The following is a 16157-nucleotide window of genomic DNA, read 5'->3' on the forward strand; positions in this document are numbered from 1 at the left end:
AATGGCGCGCACTGAGCTGCCTGACAGGGCGCGCAGGCGCGTTTCGACCTGATCCCTCAACGTGCGAGGCCCGCACCGCCTCACCCGGTCGCCCCGAAGCCGACCGCGATGCAGTTGATGGACAGGAGCAGGGCCGACTTCACCGCCTCGCGCCGGTCCTCGTCGGTCTCGGCGCGGTAGCGGGCGAGCAGTTCCACCTGCTCGCGGCTGACCTGGTTGATGGTCGGAAGCCGCCCCTTCAGGCGGTCCCGGAACAGGGGGAAGCGCTCGGCGAGATCCGCGCCGCCGCTCACCCGCAGCACCATTTCCCGGGTCAGTGCGTATTCGGCCTCGATCATCGAGAAGATCCGGTCCCGGATCGCCGCATCCGGGACGAGGCCCGCATAGGCGCGGGCGATGTCGAGATCGACCATCATCAAGGTCTTCTCGACCTCGTCGAGGACGAGGCGGAGGATGCGGGATTCGTTGAACAGCCGCTTGAGGGTCGCCTCGCCGTCGCGGCCGCGCACGTCGATGAAGCTCGCGAGCCCGGACCCGACCCCGTACCAGCCGGTGATCACGTGCCGGTTCTGCGACCACGCGAACACCCAGGGGATCGCCCGCAGGTCCGAGAGCGAGCGGGCGCCGAACCGGCGGGCCGGCCGCGAGCCGATGTTGAGGAGCGCGATCTCGTCCAGCGGGCTCGCGGCCTGGAAGTAATCGACGAGGCCGTCGGTCTGGAGCAGCTGGACGTAGGCCGCCCGGGACGCGCCGGCCAACGCCTCCAGGGCGTCGTCGTGGCCGGGGCCCGCCCGCTCGCCGTCGCCGGCGAGCGCGTGCTCGAACACCGAGGCGGCGAGCAGCTCCATCTGGTAGGCGGCGGTGCCGCGGTTGGCGTACTTGAACGAGACGACCTCGCCCTGCTCGGTGGTGCGGAACCGGCCGCGGATTGAGCCCGGCGGCTGGGCCATGATTCCGCGATGGGTCGGCACGCCGCCGCGGCTCACTGAGCCGCCGCGCCCGTGAAAGAAGGCGATGCCGACACCGAGTTCCTCGCCGAGCCGGGTCAGCTTGCTCTGCGCCTTGTAGAGCTCCCAGTTGGCGGCGACGAAGCCGCCGTCCTTGTTGGAGTCGGAATAGCCGATCATGACCTCCTGCACCCCGCCCTGCCAGCGGGTGGAGCGGCGCACCACCGGCACGCCGAGCAGCGCCCGCATGATCGCCGGGGCGGCACGCAGGTCGTCGATGGTCTCGAACAGGGGCACGATCGGCAGCGGGCAGATCTCCGTCCCGGCCGCGTCGAGGAACACCCCCGCCTCCTTGGCCAGCAGGTAGGCGCCGAGGACGTCCTCCACCGAGCGGGTCATCGACAGCACGAAGGCGCCGAACGCCTCCCGGTCGAGGGCCTCGCGCATCTCGGCGACGAGGGCGAAGGTGGCGAGGGTCTCCCGGGCGGCGTCGGGCAGGTCCTCGAAGGACCGCTCGGGATCACGGGGCCGGGCGAGTTCGGTATCGAGCCACTGGCGCCACGCGGTCGAACCGAGGGGCGGCGGCTCGCCGTCGCCGTTGCGCTGGCGCCAGAGGGCATGGAGCGTGTCGGTGGTCCGCGTGGTGTTCTCGCGCAGGTCGAGCCGGACCGTCGAGAAGCGGAAGATCTCCACCATGCGCCGGACAGGGCGGACGAGATCCCGCGCCAGCGCCCCGCACTTGGCCTCCGTCAGGCCGCGCTCCAGGGTGCGCAGATCCTCGATCAAGCCGTCGGCGCTGGCGTAGTCGGGACCGGACGGGTGCTCACCTTCGTTGCGGGCGATCGTCGCCTCGATCTTGCGCAGGACGCAGGAGAGATACTGGCGATAAGGCTCGCCCGGGTTGCGCCGGGTGATGGCGCGGGCCTGGCCGCTCTCGGCGAGCTGCCGTTCGAGTTCCGCGTGAAAGCTTTCGGGCAGCGGCAGCGAGCGCTCGGTGAGCGAGAGGGTCCGGCCCAGTTCCCGCACGCCGTCGCGGTAGCGGGTGAGCGAGGCCAGGGCGTTGCGGTGCAGGGTCTGCCGGGTGACCGCGGCCGTGACGTAGGGGTTGCCGTCCCGGTCGCCGCCGATCCAGGAGCCGAACTGGAAGAACGGCGGCACCTTGAAGTCCGTGCCCGGATAGGTCTCGGCGAGGGCCTCGTGCAGGGTCTCCAGGGTCTCGGGCAGCATCTCGAACAGGGTCTCGTCGAAGAAGTGCAGCCCCCAGGCCACTTCCCGCTCGACCGTCGCCTTTTCCAGGTGCAGCTCGCCCGTCATCCAGACCAGCTCGATCTGGTCGCGGAGCTCGTTCATGAGCCCGTTGCGCTCACGATCGGTCCAGCGCGGCATCTCCAGCTCGCGCAGCACGAGGTAGATCCGGCGGAACTTCTCCAGCACCGTCACGCGCTTGCCCTCGGTGGGGTGCGCGGTGAGCGTCGGGCGGATGCGCAGGTCGCTGAGCAGCGCCTGGATCTTCTCCGGGGGCACGCCCTGCCGGCGGGCATCCGCGAAGACCTTGGCGAAGGAGCCGCTGAGCGCGGCACGGCCTTCCGTGCGCTCCACGTGCCGGCGGCGGCGCATCGCGGCGTTCTGCTCGGCGATGGAGATCAGCTGGAACCAGATGCCCTGCACCTGCAGCGCGCGCGCCAGCATCTGCGGCGAGAAGCGCGAGATGTCGGCCGTGCCGTGCAGGACCGCCTCGAGGTCGGGATCGTGCCGGCGGGCGACATCGAGCAGCGCCTGGAACAGGATGTCCAGCGCCTGCTCGGCCGAGGTGCCGACGATCACCGGCGGCGCGAAGGCTGTCGCGTCGACGAGACCTGGATGTGCGTGAAGGGTGCGGGTCATGAGGCCACCTCGTGGCGCGCGGTTTTCTTGGAGGATGTTCAGCGCGAAGCGTCGTCACCGCCGGCTCGGGAGGTGCGCGCATCGGCCGGTGCCCAGCGCGACGAGCCCCCTCTTCCGTGCGGGAGAGGGTCGGGGTGAGGGACGCGATGGTTCAGGATCGAGCGCGCCGCCGGTACGCCGATGGACCGCGCCTTCTCCGGAAGGATCCGATCCCTCACCCTGTCCCTCTCCCGCACGGGAGGGGGACCCACGCCGCATTCTGAGACTGTGCGGCAGGCTGGCTGCGGCTACGCCGCCCGGGCCAGCACGTCGGCCACCGTCTGGCCGAAGGAACCCGGATCGGGCGCCACGGTGAGGCCGTAGGAGCGCATGATCTCGGCCTTCTCGGCGGCGCTGTCGCCGGCAGCCGAGATGATCGCCCCCGCATGGCCCATGCGGCGGCCCTTCGGCGCCGTGAGCCCCGCCACGAAGCCGATCACCGGCTTCGACATGTTCTCGCGGATCCAGGCCGACGCCTCGGCCTCCTGCGGGCCGCCGATCTCGCCGATCATCAGCACCGCGTCCGTGTCCGGATCGGTCTCGAACAGGGCGAGGTGGTCGAGGAAGGACGAGCCGTTGATCGGATCGCCGCCGATCCCCACCGAGGTGGAGATGCCGAGCCCGAGCTCCTTGAGCTGCGAGGCCGCCTCGTAGCCGAGCGTCCCCGAGCGGGAGATCACCCCGACATTGCCCGGGAGATAGATGTGACCGGGCATGATGCCGAGCATCGCCTTGCCGGGGGAGATGATGCCGGCACAGTTCGGGCCGACCACCATCGTGCGGCGATCCCGCGGATAGCGCATCAGGTAGCGCTTCACCCGCATCATGTCCTGGGCCGGGATGCCGTCCGTGATCGAGCAGACCAGCCGCAGGCCGGCATCGGCCGCCTCCATGATGGCGTCGGCCGCGAAGGGAGGCGCCACGAAGGTGATGGACGTGGTGGCGCCGGTCGCCGCCACCGCCTCCTTGACGGTGTTGAACACCGGCAGGCCGAGATGGGTGCGGCCGCCCTTGCCCGGGGTGACGCCGCCGACGACGTTCGTGCCGTAATCCAGCATCTCCTTGGCGTGGAAGGTGCCCTTGTCGCCCGTGATGCCCTGGACGATGATCGGGGTGGTCTCGTCGATGAGGATGCTCATGGCGCGGTCTCCCCTTCAGTGCTGCGTCTTGGCGGTGGCGCAGGCGTCGACCGCCTTCTTGGCCGCCTCCGACAGGGTGTCGGCGGTGATCAGGTCGAGGCCGCTCTCGGCCAGGATCTTCTTGCCCGCCTCCACGTTCGTACCGGCGAGCCGGACCACCAGCGGCACGTCGATCTTCACTTCGCGCGCCGCCTGGACGACACCCTCGGCGACCCAGTCGCAGCGGTTGATGCCGGCGAAGATGTTGACGAGGATCGCCTTCACGTTGCGGTCCGACAGGACCAGCCGGAAGGCCGTGGCCACCCGCTCGGGCGAGGCGCCGCCGCCGACATCCAGGAAGTTCGCCGGCTCGCCGCCCGCGTGCTTGATCATGTCCATGGTGGCCATGGCCAGCCCGGCGCCGTTGACGATGCAGCCGATCTCGCCCTCGAGGCCGATGTAGCTGAGGTTGTGCTCGGCGGCCTGCGCCTCGCGGGGATCGCCCTGCGAGGGGTCGTGCATGTCGGCGATGCCCGGCCGGCGGAACATCGCGTTGTCGTCGAAGGACATCTTGGCATCGAGCGCGAGCACCCGGTCGTCCTTGGTGACGACCAGCGGATTGATCTCCAGCATCGTGCCGTCGCAGTCGCGGAACGCCCGGTAGGCGTTCATGATCGTCTTCACCGCGGCCGAGACCTGCTTGATGTTGAGACCGAGCTGGAAGGCGATCTCCCGGGCCTGGAACTGCTGCAGGCCCACCGCCGGCTCGACCACCACCTGGATCAGGGCGTCGGGCTCGTTCGCGGCGATCTCCTCGATGTCCATGCCACCGCGCTGGCTGGCGATGACGCGCACGCGCTCGGCCTTCCGGTCCAGCACGTAGCCGAGGTAGAGCTCACGCTCGAACGGGTCGGCGGTCTCGACGTAGACCCGCTGGACCGGCTTACCCTCGGGGCCGGTCTGGTGGGTGACGAGGCGCTTGCCGAGGAGATCCTTGGCGGCGTCGCGGACCTCGTTATAGGTCCGGCAGAGCTTGATGCCGCCGGCCTTTCCGCGGGCACCCGCGTGGATCTGCGCCTTCACGGCCCAGAAGGATCCGCCCAATTCCGTAGCCGCGTAAACCGCCTGATCCGGGCTGAACGCGATCGCGCCCTTCGGGACGGCCACGCCGAAGCTCGCAAGCAGCTCCTTGGCCTGATACTCGTGGACGTCCATTCGGCGCCTCCTCCGCGGTTCGTTGCCGCCGTTGATGCCCTTCACTTTAGTTGAGTCGAAGGAATAAGCCCGTCAAATTTTTTGATCTCGGGCTTGACGACGACTTTTTCGCGGTCGCAGCACGGATCGTATTCGATGCTGCGCTGCGGCATACTCAAAAACAACGAGGCCGGGGCATGATGCACCCGGCCTCGACTGTCGATGGTTTGCCGGCGCCAGGATCAAGCGCCGCGAGCGTCAGTTCACTTTGGTCTTCACCACCTCGTAGACCTTCTCGGTCAAGGCCCCGGCCCCGGCCAGAAGGTCTTCGAGTTCCTTCAGCCGCTCGTCGGCGAAGTCCCGGTCCTCGAGACCCTTCGCGTTCACGTAGACGTTGAGCGCTGCGCTGCGCAGTCCGGCATAGGCGGAGAGCACGGCCACGCCGGCATCCGACACGACGTTGAGGTTGCCCTTGTCGGCGGTGATCGCCGCGAGGTCGATCACCGCGCGGCAAGCCCGGCAGCAGGCGAGCGGCACGTCGCAGGCCGTCTTGAGGGCCGCCTGGATTTTCTCCGCGCGGGCCGCCTTCTCGTCGTCGGTGGCCTTGGGCAGGCCGTAGGCCCCCATCACGGCGTCGAAGGCCTGGACGTCCTCCCCGATCATGCCGGTGAGCACGACCCGCAGGCCCTCGGACTTGGCCAGGACTTCCTTCAGCTCGGCCTCGACCTCGACATACTTCTTCTTGCCGATGGTGAGGTTGCAGACCATCGACACCAGAGCCGCGCCCATGGCGCCGGAGATCGCCGCCGCGCCGCCACCGCCGGGGGTCGGGGCGGCGCTGGCGAGTCCCGTCAGGAAGGTCTGGATGGACGCGTTTTCCGGCGCCTGCTGCGTGTCCGACATGGGCGTCCCTCCCGTCAGGCCATCGACTTGGCGAGCGAATAAATCTCCTCGGCGTCGAGCACCTTGTCGGTGCTCTCGAAGAGCTGGCCCACGCAGGCCCGGTGCAGCTTGAGCTTCAACCCGCCGATGCCCAGCGCGCCGAAGGCCTGCTTGCCGTTGCGCTCCTTACCCTTGTCCATCACGTCGATGCCGCCGATGCCCGTCGGGGGCTGGGCGTTGTAGTCGGCGACGAACTCGATGGACGATTCCTGCGCCCAGGCGGATTCGGGGAGCAGCTCGACGCCGATGGCGCCGGCCGTGAACACGAGGTTCGTGCCCTTCACGAGGGCCACGCGGGACGCCTCGTCGGGGGTGGCGGCGGCCTTCACGTTGACCTTGAAGCGCTTGTTGATCTGGTCCGCGGCAGCCTGGGTCTTGTCGAGGGCGCGGCCCGCGATGGTGACCTCGGCGCCCTCGCCGGCGAGCAGCGCGGCCGAGCGCATGCCGACCGGGCCGGTGCCGGCCAGCACGACGGCCTTCTTGCCCTGGAGCGAGCCTGCGGCCTTCGCCACCAGCGCGACGCCCGCGGCGGCCGTGGTGTTGGAGCCGTTGGAATCGAGCATGACCGAGACGCGGAACGGGCCGAAGAACCGCTTCTTGACCGCGGTGAACAGCTCCTCGCCGGCCGCCATGCTGCCGCCGCCGACGAAGATCGCCGTCGACTTCTTTTCGGAACCGCCACGGGTGTAGATCGTGCCGTCGACCAGAGCGCCGACATTGTCGGGGTTCACGCCACCGTAGCCGGCGATGTGGTCGGCGCCGCCGTCGTAGCCGACGACCGTGTCGAACACGTTCGGCACGGCATCGGTGTCGAACAGGAACAGCAGCTTCTTCGTCACGATTCAGACCTTTCTGTCGCGCCCTGCGGCGCTATCGTCTTGTTTTCAAAGGGCGGTCGCAGCGCGCGACCCATCCGCGTCATCGTGCGCCCGAGCTTTCAGATGGCATAGCGGGCGAGGCGCGGGCCCCCTCTCCCGTGCGGGAGAGGGACAGGGTGAGGGGCGTGCCTCATCCGGAGAATTGTCCTCCCTCACCCCAACCCTCTCCCGCACGGGAGAGGGGGCCTGTCGCGCCTACTCGACCACGTTCTGCGGCTTACCCGCCACGAAGGCCTCGACGTTGTCGACGAGCTGGTCGGCCAGGATTTGCATCGCCTCCTTGCTGGCCCAGGCGACGTGCGGCGTGACGATCAGGTTCGGCAGGTCGGCCTCGCACAGGATGTTGCCGTCCTTGGGCGGCTCCTGCGCCACCACGTCGAAGCCGGCGCCCGCGATGGTGCCGTCCTTGAGCGCTTCGAGCAGGGCCGCCTCGTCCACGAGCCCGCCCCGGGCCGTGTTGATGAGGATGGCGCTCTTCTTCATCTTCTTGAATTCGGCCGCGCCGATCATCCCCTTGGTCTCGGGGGTCAGCGGCACGTGCAGCGTGATCACGTCGGACTGCGTCAGGATCGTCTCGAAATCGACCAGCCCGTCCTGCGGGAACACGTCGTAGGCGATGACCGTCATGCCGAGCGCCTCGGCGCGCTTGGCGATCGACTTGCCGAGCGCCCCGTAGCCGACGATGCCCAGCGTCGAGCCGGCGATGTCGTAGATCGGGTAGTCGAAGTAGCAGAACTGCTTGGACTTCGCCCAGTCGCCCCGCTTCACCGAGTTCGCGTAGGGCACGATCGCCCGGCGCAGGGCGAACATCAGCCCGACCACGTGCTCCGGCACGGTGTTGAAGGCGTAGTTGCGGATGTTGACGACGGTGATGCCCTGCGCCTTGGCCGCGGCCTTGTCGACCACGTCGGTGCCGGTGGCGGCGACGGCGATCAGCTTCAGGTCGGGGAGCTGCTTCAGCGTCTCGGCCCGCATCGGGACCTTGTTGATCAGCGCGATCTCCGCCCCCTGGAGGCGGGAGACGATCTCTTCCGGCGTCCAGGTCGAGTCGTGCTCGACGTATTCGTGCGGGAAGTTGAACGGTCGGACCCTGGCATCGAGGGATTCACGATCCAGGAACACGATCTTCTTGGTCATAGGACCCCTCTCGTACGACGGGCAGTTTCCTCGATAGTCTTGTTCTTACTTGCGCGTCGGGGCGGGCCCGGCAACCCGGCCCCGCCCCGATCGCGTGCGCCGATTACGCCTTATGCAGCGGATTCTCGCGCAGATAGCTGGAGGCGGCGGCGACGCCCGAGCCCGGCGTGACCTTGATGCCGCAATCGATCATGGCCATCTCGGCGCCCGCGATGGCGCCCAGCAGCGAGAGCTCGTTCAGGTCGCCCAGGTGGCCGATGCGGAACACCTTGCCGGCGACTTTCGAGAGGCCGGCCCCGAGCGACAGGTTGTAGCGCTCGTAGGCGTGGATGATCACCTTGGCGGCGTCGGCGCCCTCCGGCACCACGATCGCCGTGACCGTGTCGGAGTTCCACTTCGGCTCCTTGGCGCAGGGCTTGAGGCCCCAGGCCGCCACGGCCTGACGGGTCGCCTCGGCGAGCACGTGATGGCGGTGGTAGACGTTCTCCAGCCCCTCCTCCTTCACGATCGCCAGGGCCTCACGCAGGCCGTAGAGCAGCGGCAGGACGGGGGTGTAGGGGAAGTAGCCGGTGGCGTTGGCGGCCAGCTGGTCCTTCCAGGCGAAGTAGGCATGGCCGAGCCGGTCGTTGCGGCCGGTGCCGCCCTCGGCGATCTTGAGCGCCTTCGGGCTGATGCAGATCAGGCCGAGGCCGGCCGGCAGCATGAAGCCCTTCTGGGAGCCCGCGATGGCGCAGTCGACCTTCCAGTCGTCCATGTAGAACGGCAGCGAGCCGATCGACGAGATGCCGTCCACGAACAGCAGGGCCGGGTGGCCGGCGGCGTCGATCGCCTTGCGCACCGCGCCGATGTCGCTGGTGACGCCCGTGGCGGTCTCGTTGTGGACGACCATGACGGCCTTGATCTTATGGTCCTTGTCGGCGCGCAGGGCCTCCTCGATCTTCTGCGGATCGGCGCCGGTGCCCCACTCCTCCTCCTGGACGACCACGTCGAGGCCGAGGCGCTGGGCCATGTCGACCCAGAGGTGGCTGAACTGGCCGTAGCGCGAGGTCAGCACCGTGTCGCCGCGGCAGAGGGTGTTGGACAGGGCCGATTCCCAGATGCCGGTGCCCGAGGACGGGAACAGGATGACCGTCCCGGCGGTCGAGCCGAACACCATCTTGGAGTCCTGGAGCAGCGGCTTCACCAGCTCGGGGAAGCTCGGCGAGCGGTGATCCTCCGACGGCACATGCATGGCGCGCAGGACGCGCTCCGGGATGTTCGTGGGGCCGGGAATGAAGAGGTGGTTGCGACCGGGGCGCCGAGTTGCGGCCATGATGTTTCCTCCGAAAAATCCATTGTGCGCGGGCGTGAACCCGCGCCGGGTTGTCCAAGCGTCCTCAGGGAGTCGGTCCGGCGCCGTCGAAAGCGGCTCGCGCCGCGCCCCCTCGAACGCCATCCTCTGCCGTGATCGGGGGGCCTCCGCGGAGCGGCAGGCGGCCTCACGCCGCTCGCGTCGCGGCACGCCCCCGCGCGCCGGTCGCCTCCGAAATGCCGTCCCGTCCAACGGCCTCAGGGCCGTCCTCGCCGCCTTCCTGTCAAGGTCCGGCCGAACTCGTGCCGAGCCGCCGGTTCCTGGTATTATGAGCGGGCGAAGCTCGAAAGGAAAACCGGAAAAACTTCCAGAACTTGGCAAAAAAATTTTTTGTGCGGCGCAACGAAGCCGAGGTCCGGTTGAGATGCTTTGCGGCGCCGCAACGCGGACGGGTGGCCCCGCCGGGACTCCGCGTCATCAAACTGAGATGGGATCGCGCTCTGGATCCCGGCACCGTTCAGCCGCCGGGAGAGGGTTGCCGTGGCCGAGGTTGAGGAGATGCCGGTCCGCGTGCGGACGCTGTTCCTGTCCGACCTGCATCTCGGAACGCGCGGCTGCCAAGCCGGCCTGCTCCTGTCGTTCCTGAAGGATTACGACGCCGACACGATCTATCTCGTCGGCGACATCGTGGACGGGTGGCAGTTGCGCTCGGGCTGGTACTGGCCGCAGGAGCACAACGACGTGGTGCAGAAGCTCCTGCGCAAGGTCCGCAAGGGCGCGCGGATCGTCTACCTGCCCGGGAACCACGACGAGTTCCTGCGCGACTATGTGGGCACGAGCTTCGGCGGCATCGAGCTGGCCGAGACCGCGATCCACGAGGCGGCGGACGGCAAGCGCTACCTCGTGATCCACGGCGACCAGTTCGACATGGTCGTGCGGCACTCGCGCTGGCTCGCCCATCTCGGCGACGGCGCCTACACCCTGGCCCTGTCCCTCAACACCTTGATCAACAAGGTGCGGCGGCGCCTCGGCCTGTCCTACTGGTCGCTCTCCGCCTGGGCGAAGCTGCGCGTGAAGAACGCCGTGAGCTTCATCGGCCGCTTCGAGACGATCCTGGCCGAGGAGGCGCGCCGCCAGGGTGCCGACGGGGTGATCTGCGGCCACATCCACCATGCTGCGGACCGGCCGATCGGCGACCTGCGCTACCTCAACACCGGCGACTGGGTGGAATCCTGCACCGGTCTCGTGGAGCATTACGACGGCCGGATAGAGGTTCTGCACTATCCGAGCCTCCTGCGGGCGCAGGCGGCCGAGGCCGTGCCGCAACCCCTGGCGGGCCGGCGCGCGGTGGCTTGAGGGCACCGCCGTGAAGCTTCTGATCGCCAGCGACGCGTGGCATCCCCAGGTGAACGGCGTCGTCCGCTCCCTGGAGCAGATGGTCCGCCGCGCCCCGGAACACGGCTTCGCGACGGCCCTGCTCTCCGTGGCGGATTTCCGCTCGCTGCCGCTCCCGGGCTATCCCGAGATCCGCCTCGCCTATGCCAGCCGGGAGCGGGTGGCGGCGCGCTGGACGGCGGAACGGCCGACCCACGTGCATATCGCCACGGAGGGGCCCGTGGGGTTGGCCGTGCGGCGCCATTGCCTGGCGCACAACCTGCCGTTCACGACGAGCTACCACACCCGCTTCCCGGAATATCTCGCGGCCCGCGCGCCGGTGCCGGAAGCGTGGTCCTACGCCTATCTGCGCCGGTTCCACAGCGCGGCGCGGGGAACGATGGTCAGCACCGCCTCGCTCCAGGGTGAACTGGCGGCGCGGGGATTCGGCCGGCTGATGCGCTGGACCCGGGGCGTAGACACGGAACGGTTCCGGCCCGCCGGACCGGGGACGCCCGTGCCGGCGGAACTCGCGGACCTGCCCGGGCCGCTGTTCCTCTATGTCGGGCGGCTGGCGGTGGAGAAGAACGTCGCCGCCTTCCTCGCCCTCGACCTGCCCGGCACCAAGGTCGTGGTGGGCGACGGGCCGGACCGCGCGCGCCTACGGGGTCTCGCGCCGGGGGCGCGCTTCCTCGGCACCCGCACCGGCGCGGACCTCGCGGCGGTCTACGCCGCCTGCGACGTCTTCGTGTTCCCGAGCCTCACCGACACGTTCGGCATCGTGCTCCTCGAGGCCCTGGCCAGCGGCCTTCCGGTGGCGGCCTTCCCGGTGCCGGGCCCCAACGACGTGGTCGGCGGCCGTCGCGTCGGGGTTCTCGATCAGGATCTCCGGGCTGCCGCGCTGGCGGCCCTGCGGCTGTCGCGGGCCGAGTGCCGGGCCGAGGCCCTGCGCTGCGGCTGGGACGTGAGCGCGCGGCAGTTCTTCGGCAATATCATCGAGGCGCATGGCGGCGCGCGCGGCACCCGGGACGCCGCCTGACCCGTGACGGCGCCCGCGCGGGATGGCAGGACGGCGTCATGCCGCCCGCCAAGCCGTCCGCCCCGCCCATCGCCAAATCGACTGCCAAATCGACTGTTAAGTCGGTCGGCAAGTCGGTCGCCGCCACGTCGCCGACCAAGCCGATGGCGGGCCGGCCGCCCTTCGATCCCAACCGGGCCGCAGCCTACCCGGCGGTGATCGGCTGCGACGAGGTCGGTCGCGGCGCACTCTGTGGGCCGGTCGTGGTGGCCGCGGTCTGGTTCGATCCGGCGGCGATCCCCGCCGACCTGCTGGGCGCCCTCGACGACAGCAAGCGCGTCCCGGAGCCGGCCCGGGAACGTCTGGCCCCCATGATCCACACCCATGCCCGGGTCGCGGTGGCGGCGGGCTCCCGGGCGCTGATCGACCAGATCAACATCCGCGGCGCAACCCTCGATGCAATGGCGCGGGCGGTCGCCCGGCTCGGCCTCGCCGCGCCCGTGCTGGTCGACGGGCGCGACGCCCTGCCGGGCCTTCCGGGTCGCGCCGTGGTCGGCGGCGACCGGCTGGTGCCGCAGATCGCCGCCGCATCGATCGTCGCCAAGGTGTTCCGCGACCGGCTGATGCGGCGCCTGGCTCAGCGCCATCCCGGCTACGGCTGGGAGCGCAACGTCGGCTACGGCACGGCCGTCCACCGCGCCGGCCTGACGCAACTCGGCCGCAGCCCGCATCACCGGCTCAGCTTCACCCGGGCCTTCGACTGATCCCGGCCCCCAGGGGTCACGCAGCCCGGACGCCGGCCAGGAAGCGACCGACCTCGACGGCGAGCTGCTCCGACTGACGCGTGAGCGCGGTCGCGGCCGTCAGGACGTGGTCGGCCGCGCGCCCCGTCTGGTCGGCTGCCTGCGCAACCCCGGCGATGGTGCCGGTCACCTCCTGCGTCCCCGTAGTGACCTGCGTGATGTTGCGGACAATCTCCTGCGTGGCCACCCCCTGCTGCTCCACCGCCGCCGCGATCGCGGCGGCCACCGCACTGATCTCCCCGATCCGGCCGGTGATCGTCCCGATCGCCTCCACCGCCTGACCGGTGACGGTCTGGATGTCGCAGATCTGCCGCCCGATCTCCTCGGTGGCGCGGCCTGTCTGGGCTGCGAGGTCCTTCACCTCGGTGGCGACCACCGCGAAGCCCCGCCCCGCCTCGCCGGCCCGCGCCGCCTCGATGGTGGCGTTGAGCGCCAGCAGATTCGTCTGCGCGGCGATGCCGGCGATCAGCTCGACCACCGCGTCGACCCGGGCGGCCGCCGTGTTCAGCGCGGCCACCAGCACGGCGGTCCGGTCGGCCTCGCCGACGGCGGCCCGTGCCAGTTCGGACGAGCCCTGGACCTGGCGCGCAATCTCCTGGACGGAGGTGCCGAGTTCCTCCACGGCGGCGGCCACGGTTCTGACGCCGGTGGACGCCTCCTCGGCGGCGGCGGCCACGGTATCGGACTGGCTGGCAGTCTGCTGGGCGGTCGTGGTCATCTGCCAGGCCGTGGTCTGCAATTCGGCCGCGGCGGCGGAGACCTGACCGACGATGCCGGCCACCGCCGACTCGAAACCCTGCGCCATCGTGAGCGTCATGCTCCGACGCTGCGCCTCCGCGGCCAGCGCCGCCTCGGCCGCCTCGGCCTCCAGGGCGCGGGTGCGGACGAGGTTGTCCCGGAAGACCTGCACGGCCGCCGCCATCGCGCCGATCTCGTCCCGCCGCTCGCGGGCCGGGATCGGCACGTCGGCGTCTCCTCCCGCGAGCGCCTGCATGGCCTGGGTCATGGCCCGCAACGGCCGGAGCACCCAACGGAACACGATGACGATACCGCCGACCGCCAGCAGGACCGCTGCGGTCAGGAACAGCACGGCCCCGAAAAGCGCGCGCTGCGACTCGGCGGCGAGGAGCTGGGCCCGGTCGATCATCGCGTCGAGACCCGCGTGGGCCAGATCGAGAAGCGCCCTCCCGTCGGCGATGTCGCGCGCGCGCAACGCATCGGCCTCGATGCCGGGCGCCCTGCCCCGGCTGAGCGCGTCCGTGATCGCGACGCGCCGCCGCGCCGACTCGCCCTCGAAGTTGCTGGCCTGCGCCTTCTGGAAGGCGGCACGCAGGGCGACCGGGACGTCTTCCGTGAACAGGTCGACGACTTTACCCCAGTCCGCCATCAGGCGTCCCCGCTCCTCGGCCGCCGCGATGATCTCCTCCTGCGACCAAGCCGCCTTGGCGGCCACCGAGGTTTCCATACGGCGCCAGGAATTGCCGAGTGCGACCCGCGTCGCCCAGCTGGCACGCTTGATGTCGAGGGCCTGCGCGACCGCCGTGTCCCGGCGCGGGATGGCCGCGTCCACCGCGGCGTTGGTTGCCGCGAAGGCATTGAGGAGGCTCGTGACGGCTGTGTCGAAGGTCTGTCTGAACGCCGCATCGCGGCGTTCCCTCGGGAGCGCGACGACCGCGTCGATCTGTGGCCTCAGCGCCGCCAAGGTCGCCTGCGCGCTCCGAAGGGGCTCCAGAGTCGCCTGGACCGACGGCACGGCGAGGTCGCGCACAAGGGTCCAGAATTCCGTCTCCGCGTCCATCAGGGCCTGCCGCTCGGACAGCTGATCCGCCCTGTCGGCCACCGAGATCGGACCCTCGACGGCCAGGACCTTCTGAACGATGCCCCGCGCCATGCGGGTCGCGATCACCGACCGGAGCAGCGTGCGGCTGACCCGCGTGAGCGTGACGACGCGCTGCCCCTCTCGCGCGTGCTCCACAGCGCTGAGGAGCGTGTCTGTACGCACGGCAAGCAGCATTACTCCCATACTCAGCAATACTAATCCGATAATCGATCCTATTGAAAATCTGAAATATCGAGACAAAGCGCAAGTCCTTCTCAATGAAAACATAGAAAACGACTTCATAGATGACAAAAGATCTTTGCTGTCAACCTCGAATTCAAGACTCAATCGAAATATGTATTTTGGCAATTAAGATTAAACCTAGAGTCAACAAGCCGAGTATTCGCGCAATCGAAGTCCGGATTGACGCGACGAGTGCGGTACGTCGCCATTTCGAGCGGAATTGGAGATGGATGATCGATAAGCTGCTGCACCGACGGCGGATTCATCTGGCCCGGCAGGCGCTCCGCTCATACGATCCTGGCCAGCCGGGCTCGACGCCGCGCCGTCTCAGAACAGCGACAACTGTGCCCCCGGTCTGCGGAAGAACTCCCGGTTCAGCGCCATCCGCCCGAAGGCGAAGCCGAGTCGCGTGCCGGCGAGCCGGACCCGCTGGCCGATCATCGCCGCGTAGGCCCCCTCCCCGCGGAAGCGGTGGCCGAAGCGCGGGTCGTTCTCGCGCCCGCCCCGGGCTTCCCGCAGGAGTGCGAAGGCCCGCGCCCTGCGCTCCGGATAGTGCTCGGCGAACCAGTCGGCCACGAGGTCGGCGACTTCGCCGGGGAGGCGCAGCAGCGCGTGGCCGATGCGACTCGCCCCGTGCGCACGCGCCTCGGCCAGGATCGATTCGATCTCGTGATCGGTCAGGCCGGGAATGATCGGCGAGACGTTGACCATGACGGGCACCCCGGCCGCGCTCAGCGCGCGCATCGCCGCGAGCCGCTTGTCCGGCCGCGGCGCCCGCGGGTCGAGGCGGCGGGCGAGGTCCGGATCCAGCGTCGGCAACGAGATCGCCGCGAGCACGAGATTGTCCGCCGCCATCGCCGCCAGGATATCGAGGTCGCGCAGCACGAGGTCCGACTTGGTGGTGATGCTGACGGGATGTCGGGCGTCCCGCAGCACCTCCAGCACCGCGCGGGTGATCCGGTGCGCGCGCTCGACGGGCTGGTAGGGATCCGTGGCGGTGCCGAGGGCGATCGTCTCGGGCCGGTAGCCCGGCGCGGCCATCTCGCGGGCCAGCAGCCTTGCGGCGTCCGGCTTGGTGAAGATCCGCGACTCGAAGTCGAGCCCCGGCGACAGGCCGAGCCAGGCATGGGTGGGGCGCGCGTAGCAGTAGATGCAGCCGTGCTCGCAGCCCCGATAAGGGTTGATCGACCGGTCGAAGGGGATGTCGGGCGAGCTGTTGCGGGCGATGATCCGCGTGGAGCGCTCCGGGGTGACCTGCGTGCGCAGGGGCGCCGGCGCGTCCGCCATCCCGGTCTCCTCGTGGAACGTCTCTCGCCGGGCCGGCTCGTGGCGGCCGGTGGGATTGGCCGTGGCACCACGCCCGCGCCGAGCATCCCGCGGCACGCCGCTCGGGCCGAGTCGCTGGGCGGGCCGGCCCGAGACGTCATCGGGTATCGACACCATGGCGACTCGTCTCCTGCCCGATCCCGC

The 16157-nt window shown here is 69.7% G+C and carries 12 protein-coding genes; 3 read left to right on the forward strand and 9 right to left on the reverse strand.

Translation table 11 applies throughout. The annotated features are described in order from the left end of the window. Positions 1-80: 80 nt before the first annotated feature. The 7 genes from BM396_RS07625 to BM396_RS07655 all read right to left on the reverse strand — a co-directional run bounded on the left by BM396_RS07625 (position 81) and on the right by BM396_RS07655 (position 9451). Complete coding sequence (locus BM396_RS07625) at positions 81-2831, reverse strand: phosphoenolpyruvate carboxylase (RefSeq protein WP_043381227.1); 2751 nt, start codon at positions 2829-2831, stop codon at positions 81-83. A gap of 287 nt (positions 2832-3118) precedes the next feature. Beyond that, a complete protein-coding gene (gene sucD / locus BM396_RS07630; protein WP_043355698.1) occupies positions 3119-4009 on the reverse strand; it encodes a succinate--CoA ligase subunit alpha in 891 nt (296 codons plus the stop codon). Between the two features lie 15 nt (positions 4010-4024). Beyond that, positions 4025-5203, reverse strand: coding sequence for a malate--CoA ligase subunit beta (locus tag BM396_RS07635; protein WP_043355699.1), 1179 nt, complete (start codon positions 5201-5203; stop codon positions 4025-4027). A gap of 237 nt (positions 5204-5440) precedes the next feature. Further along, the gene (fchA, locus tag BM396_RS07640; protein WP_043381230.1) at positions 5441-6085 is read right to left on the reverse strand and encodes a methenyltetrahydrofolate cyclohydrolase; all 645 of its coding nucleotides are present in this window, start codon (positions 6083-6085) and stop codon (positions 5441-5443) included. A 14-nt stretch (positions 6086-6099) separates the two neighbouring features. Beyond that, the gene (locus BM396_RS07645; RefSeq protein ID WP_043381233.1) at positions 6100-6963 is read right to left on the reverse strand and encodes an NADP-dependent methylenetetrahydromethanopterin/methylenetetrahydrofolate dehydrogenase; all 864 of its coding nucleotides are present in this window, start codon (positions 6961-6963) and stop codon (positions 6100-6102) included. Positions 6964-7197: 234 nt separating this feature from the next. After that, the gene (locus BM396_RS07650; protein WP_043355704.1) at positions 7198-8139 is read right to left on the reverse strand and encodes a D-2-hydroxyacid dehydrogenase; all 942 of its coding nucleotides are present in this window, start codon (positions 8137-8139) and stop codon (positions 7198-7200) included. Between the two features lie 103 nt (positions 8140-8242). Further along, positions 8243-9451, reverse strand: coding sequence for an aminotransferase class V-fold PLP-dependent enzyme (locus BM396_RS07655; protein WP_043385155.1), 1209 nt, complete (start codon positions 9449-9451; stop codon positions 8243-8245). 519 nt (positions 9452-9970) lie between these two features. On the opposite strand from BM396_RS07655, the gene BM396_RS07660 reads away from it, so the two are divergent. The 3 genes from BM396_RS07660 (at position 9971) to BM396_RS07670 (ending at position 12586) form a co-directional block, all read left to right on the forward strand. Next, positions 9971-10786: a UDP-2,3-diacylglucosamine diphosphatase gene (locus BM396_RS07660; RefSeq protein ID WP_043355706.1), complete on the forward strand. Its 816-nt coding sequence runs from the start codon at positions 9971-9973 to the stop codon at positions 10784-10786. Positions 10787-10796: 10 nt separating this feature from the next. Continuing rightward, positions 10797-11843, forward strand: coding sequence for a glycosyltransferase family 4 protein (locus BM396_RS07665; protein WP_043385150.1), 1047 nt, complete (start codon positions 10797-10799; stop codon positions 11841-11843). A gap of 143 nt (positions 11844-11986) precedes the next feature. Then, positions 11987-12586, forward strand: coding sequence for a ribonuclease HII (locus BM396_RS07670; RefSeq protein WP_043385177.1), 600 nt, complete (start codon positions 11987-11989; stop codon positions 12584-12586). A 16-nt stretch (positions 12587-12602) separates the two neighbouring features. Here the strand turns inward: BM396_RS07670 and BM396_RS07675 are convergent, their stop codons facing one another. After that, the gene (locus BM396_RS07675) at positions 12603-14627 is read right to left on the reverse strand and encodes a methyl-accepting chemotaxis protein (RefSeq protein WP_348273014.1); all 2025 of its coding nucleotides are present in this window, start codon (positions 14625-14627) and stop codon (positions 12603-12605) included. A gap of 387 nt (positions 14628-15014) precedes the next feature. Further along, on the reverse strand, positions 15015-16130 hold the full coding sequence (locus BM396_RS07680; RefSeq protein ID WP_051976158.1) for a PA0069 family radical SAM protein: 1116 nt from the start codon (positions 16128-16130) through the stop codon (positions 15015-15017). Positions 16131-16157 lie beyond the last annotated feature (27 nt).

Origin of the sequence: Methylobacterium sp. UNCCL125 (assembly GCF_900116795.1) — a bacterium.
GTDB lineage: Bacteria > Pseudomonadota > Alphaproteobacteria > Rhizobiales > Beijerinckiaceae > Methylobacterium > Methylobacterium fujisawaense.

Excerpts from the sequence above, each read along its gene's own strand:
- BM396_RS07670 (WP_043385177.1), top strand. The coding sequence starts at position 11,987 with ATGGCGGGCCGGCCGCCCTTCGATCCCAACCGGGCCGCAGCCTACCCG.
- BM396_RS07635 (WP_043355699.1), bottom strand. The coding sequence starts at position 5,203 with ATGGACGTCCACGAGTATCAGGCCAAGGAGCTGCTTGCGAGCTTCGGC.
- BM396_RS07650 (WP_043355704.1), bottom strand. The coding sequence starts at position 8,139 with ATGACCAAGAAGATCGTGTTCCTGGATCGTGAATCCCTCGATGCCAGG.
- BM396_RS07655 (WP_043385155.1), bottom strand. The coding sequence starts at position 9,451 with ATGGCCGCAACTCGGCGCCCCGGTCGCAACCACCTCTTCATTCCCGGC.
- BM396_RS07625 (WP_043381227.1), bottom strand. The coding sequence starts at position 2,831 with ATGACCCGCACCCTTCACGCACATCCAGGTCTCGTCGACGCGACAGCC.
- sucD (WP_043355698.1), bottom strand. The coding sequence starts at position 4,009 with ATGAGCATCCTCATCGACGAGACCACCCCGATCATCGTCCAGGGCATC.
- fchA (WP_043381230.1), bottom strand. The coding sequence starts at position 6,085 with ATGTCGGACACGCAGCAGGCGCCGGAAAACGCGTCCATCCAGACCTTC.
- BM396_RS07680 (WP_051976158.1), bottom strand. The coding sequence starts at position 16,130 with ATGGTGTCGATACCCGATGACGTCTCGGGCCGGCCCGCCCAGCGACTC.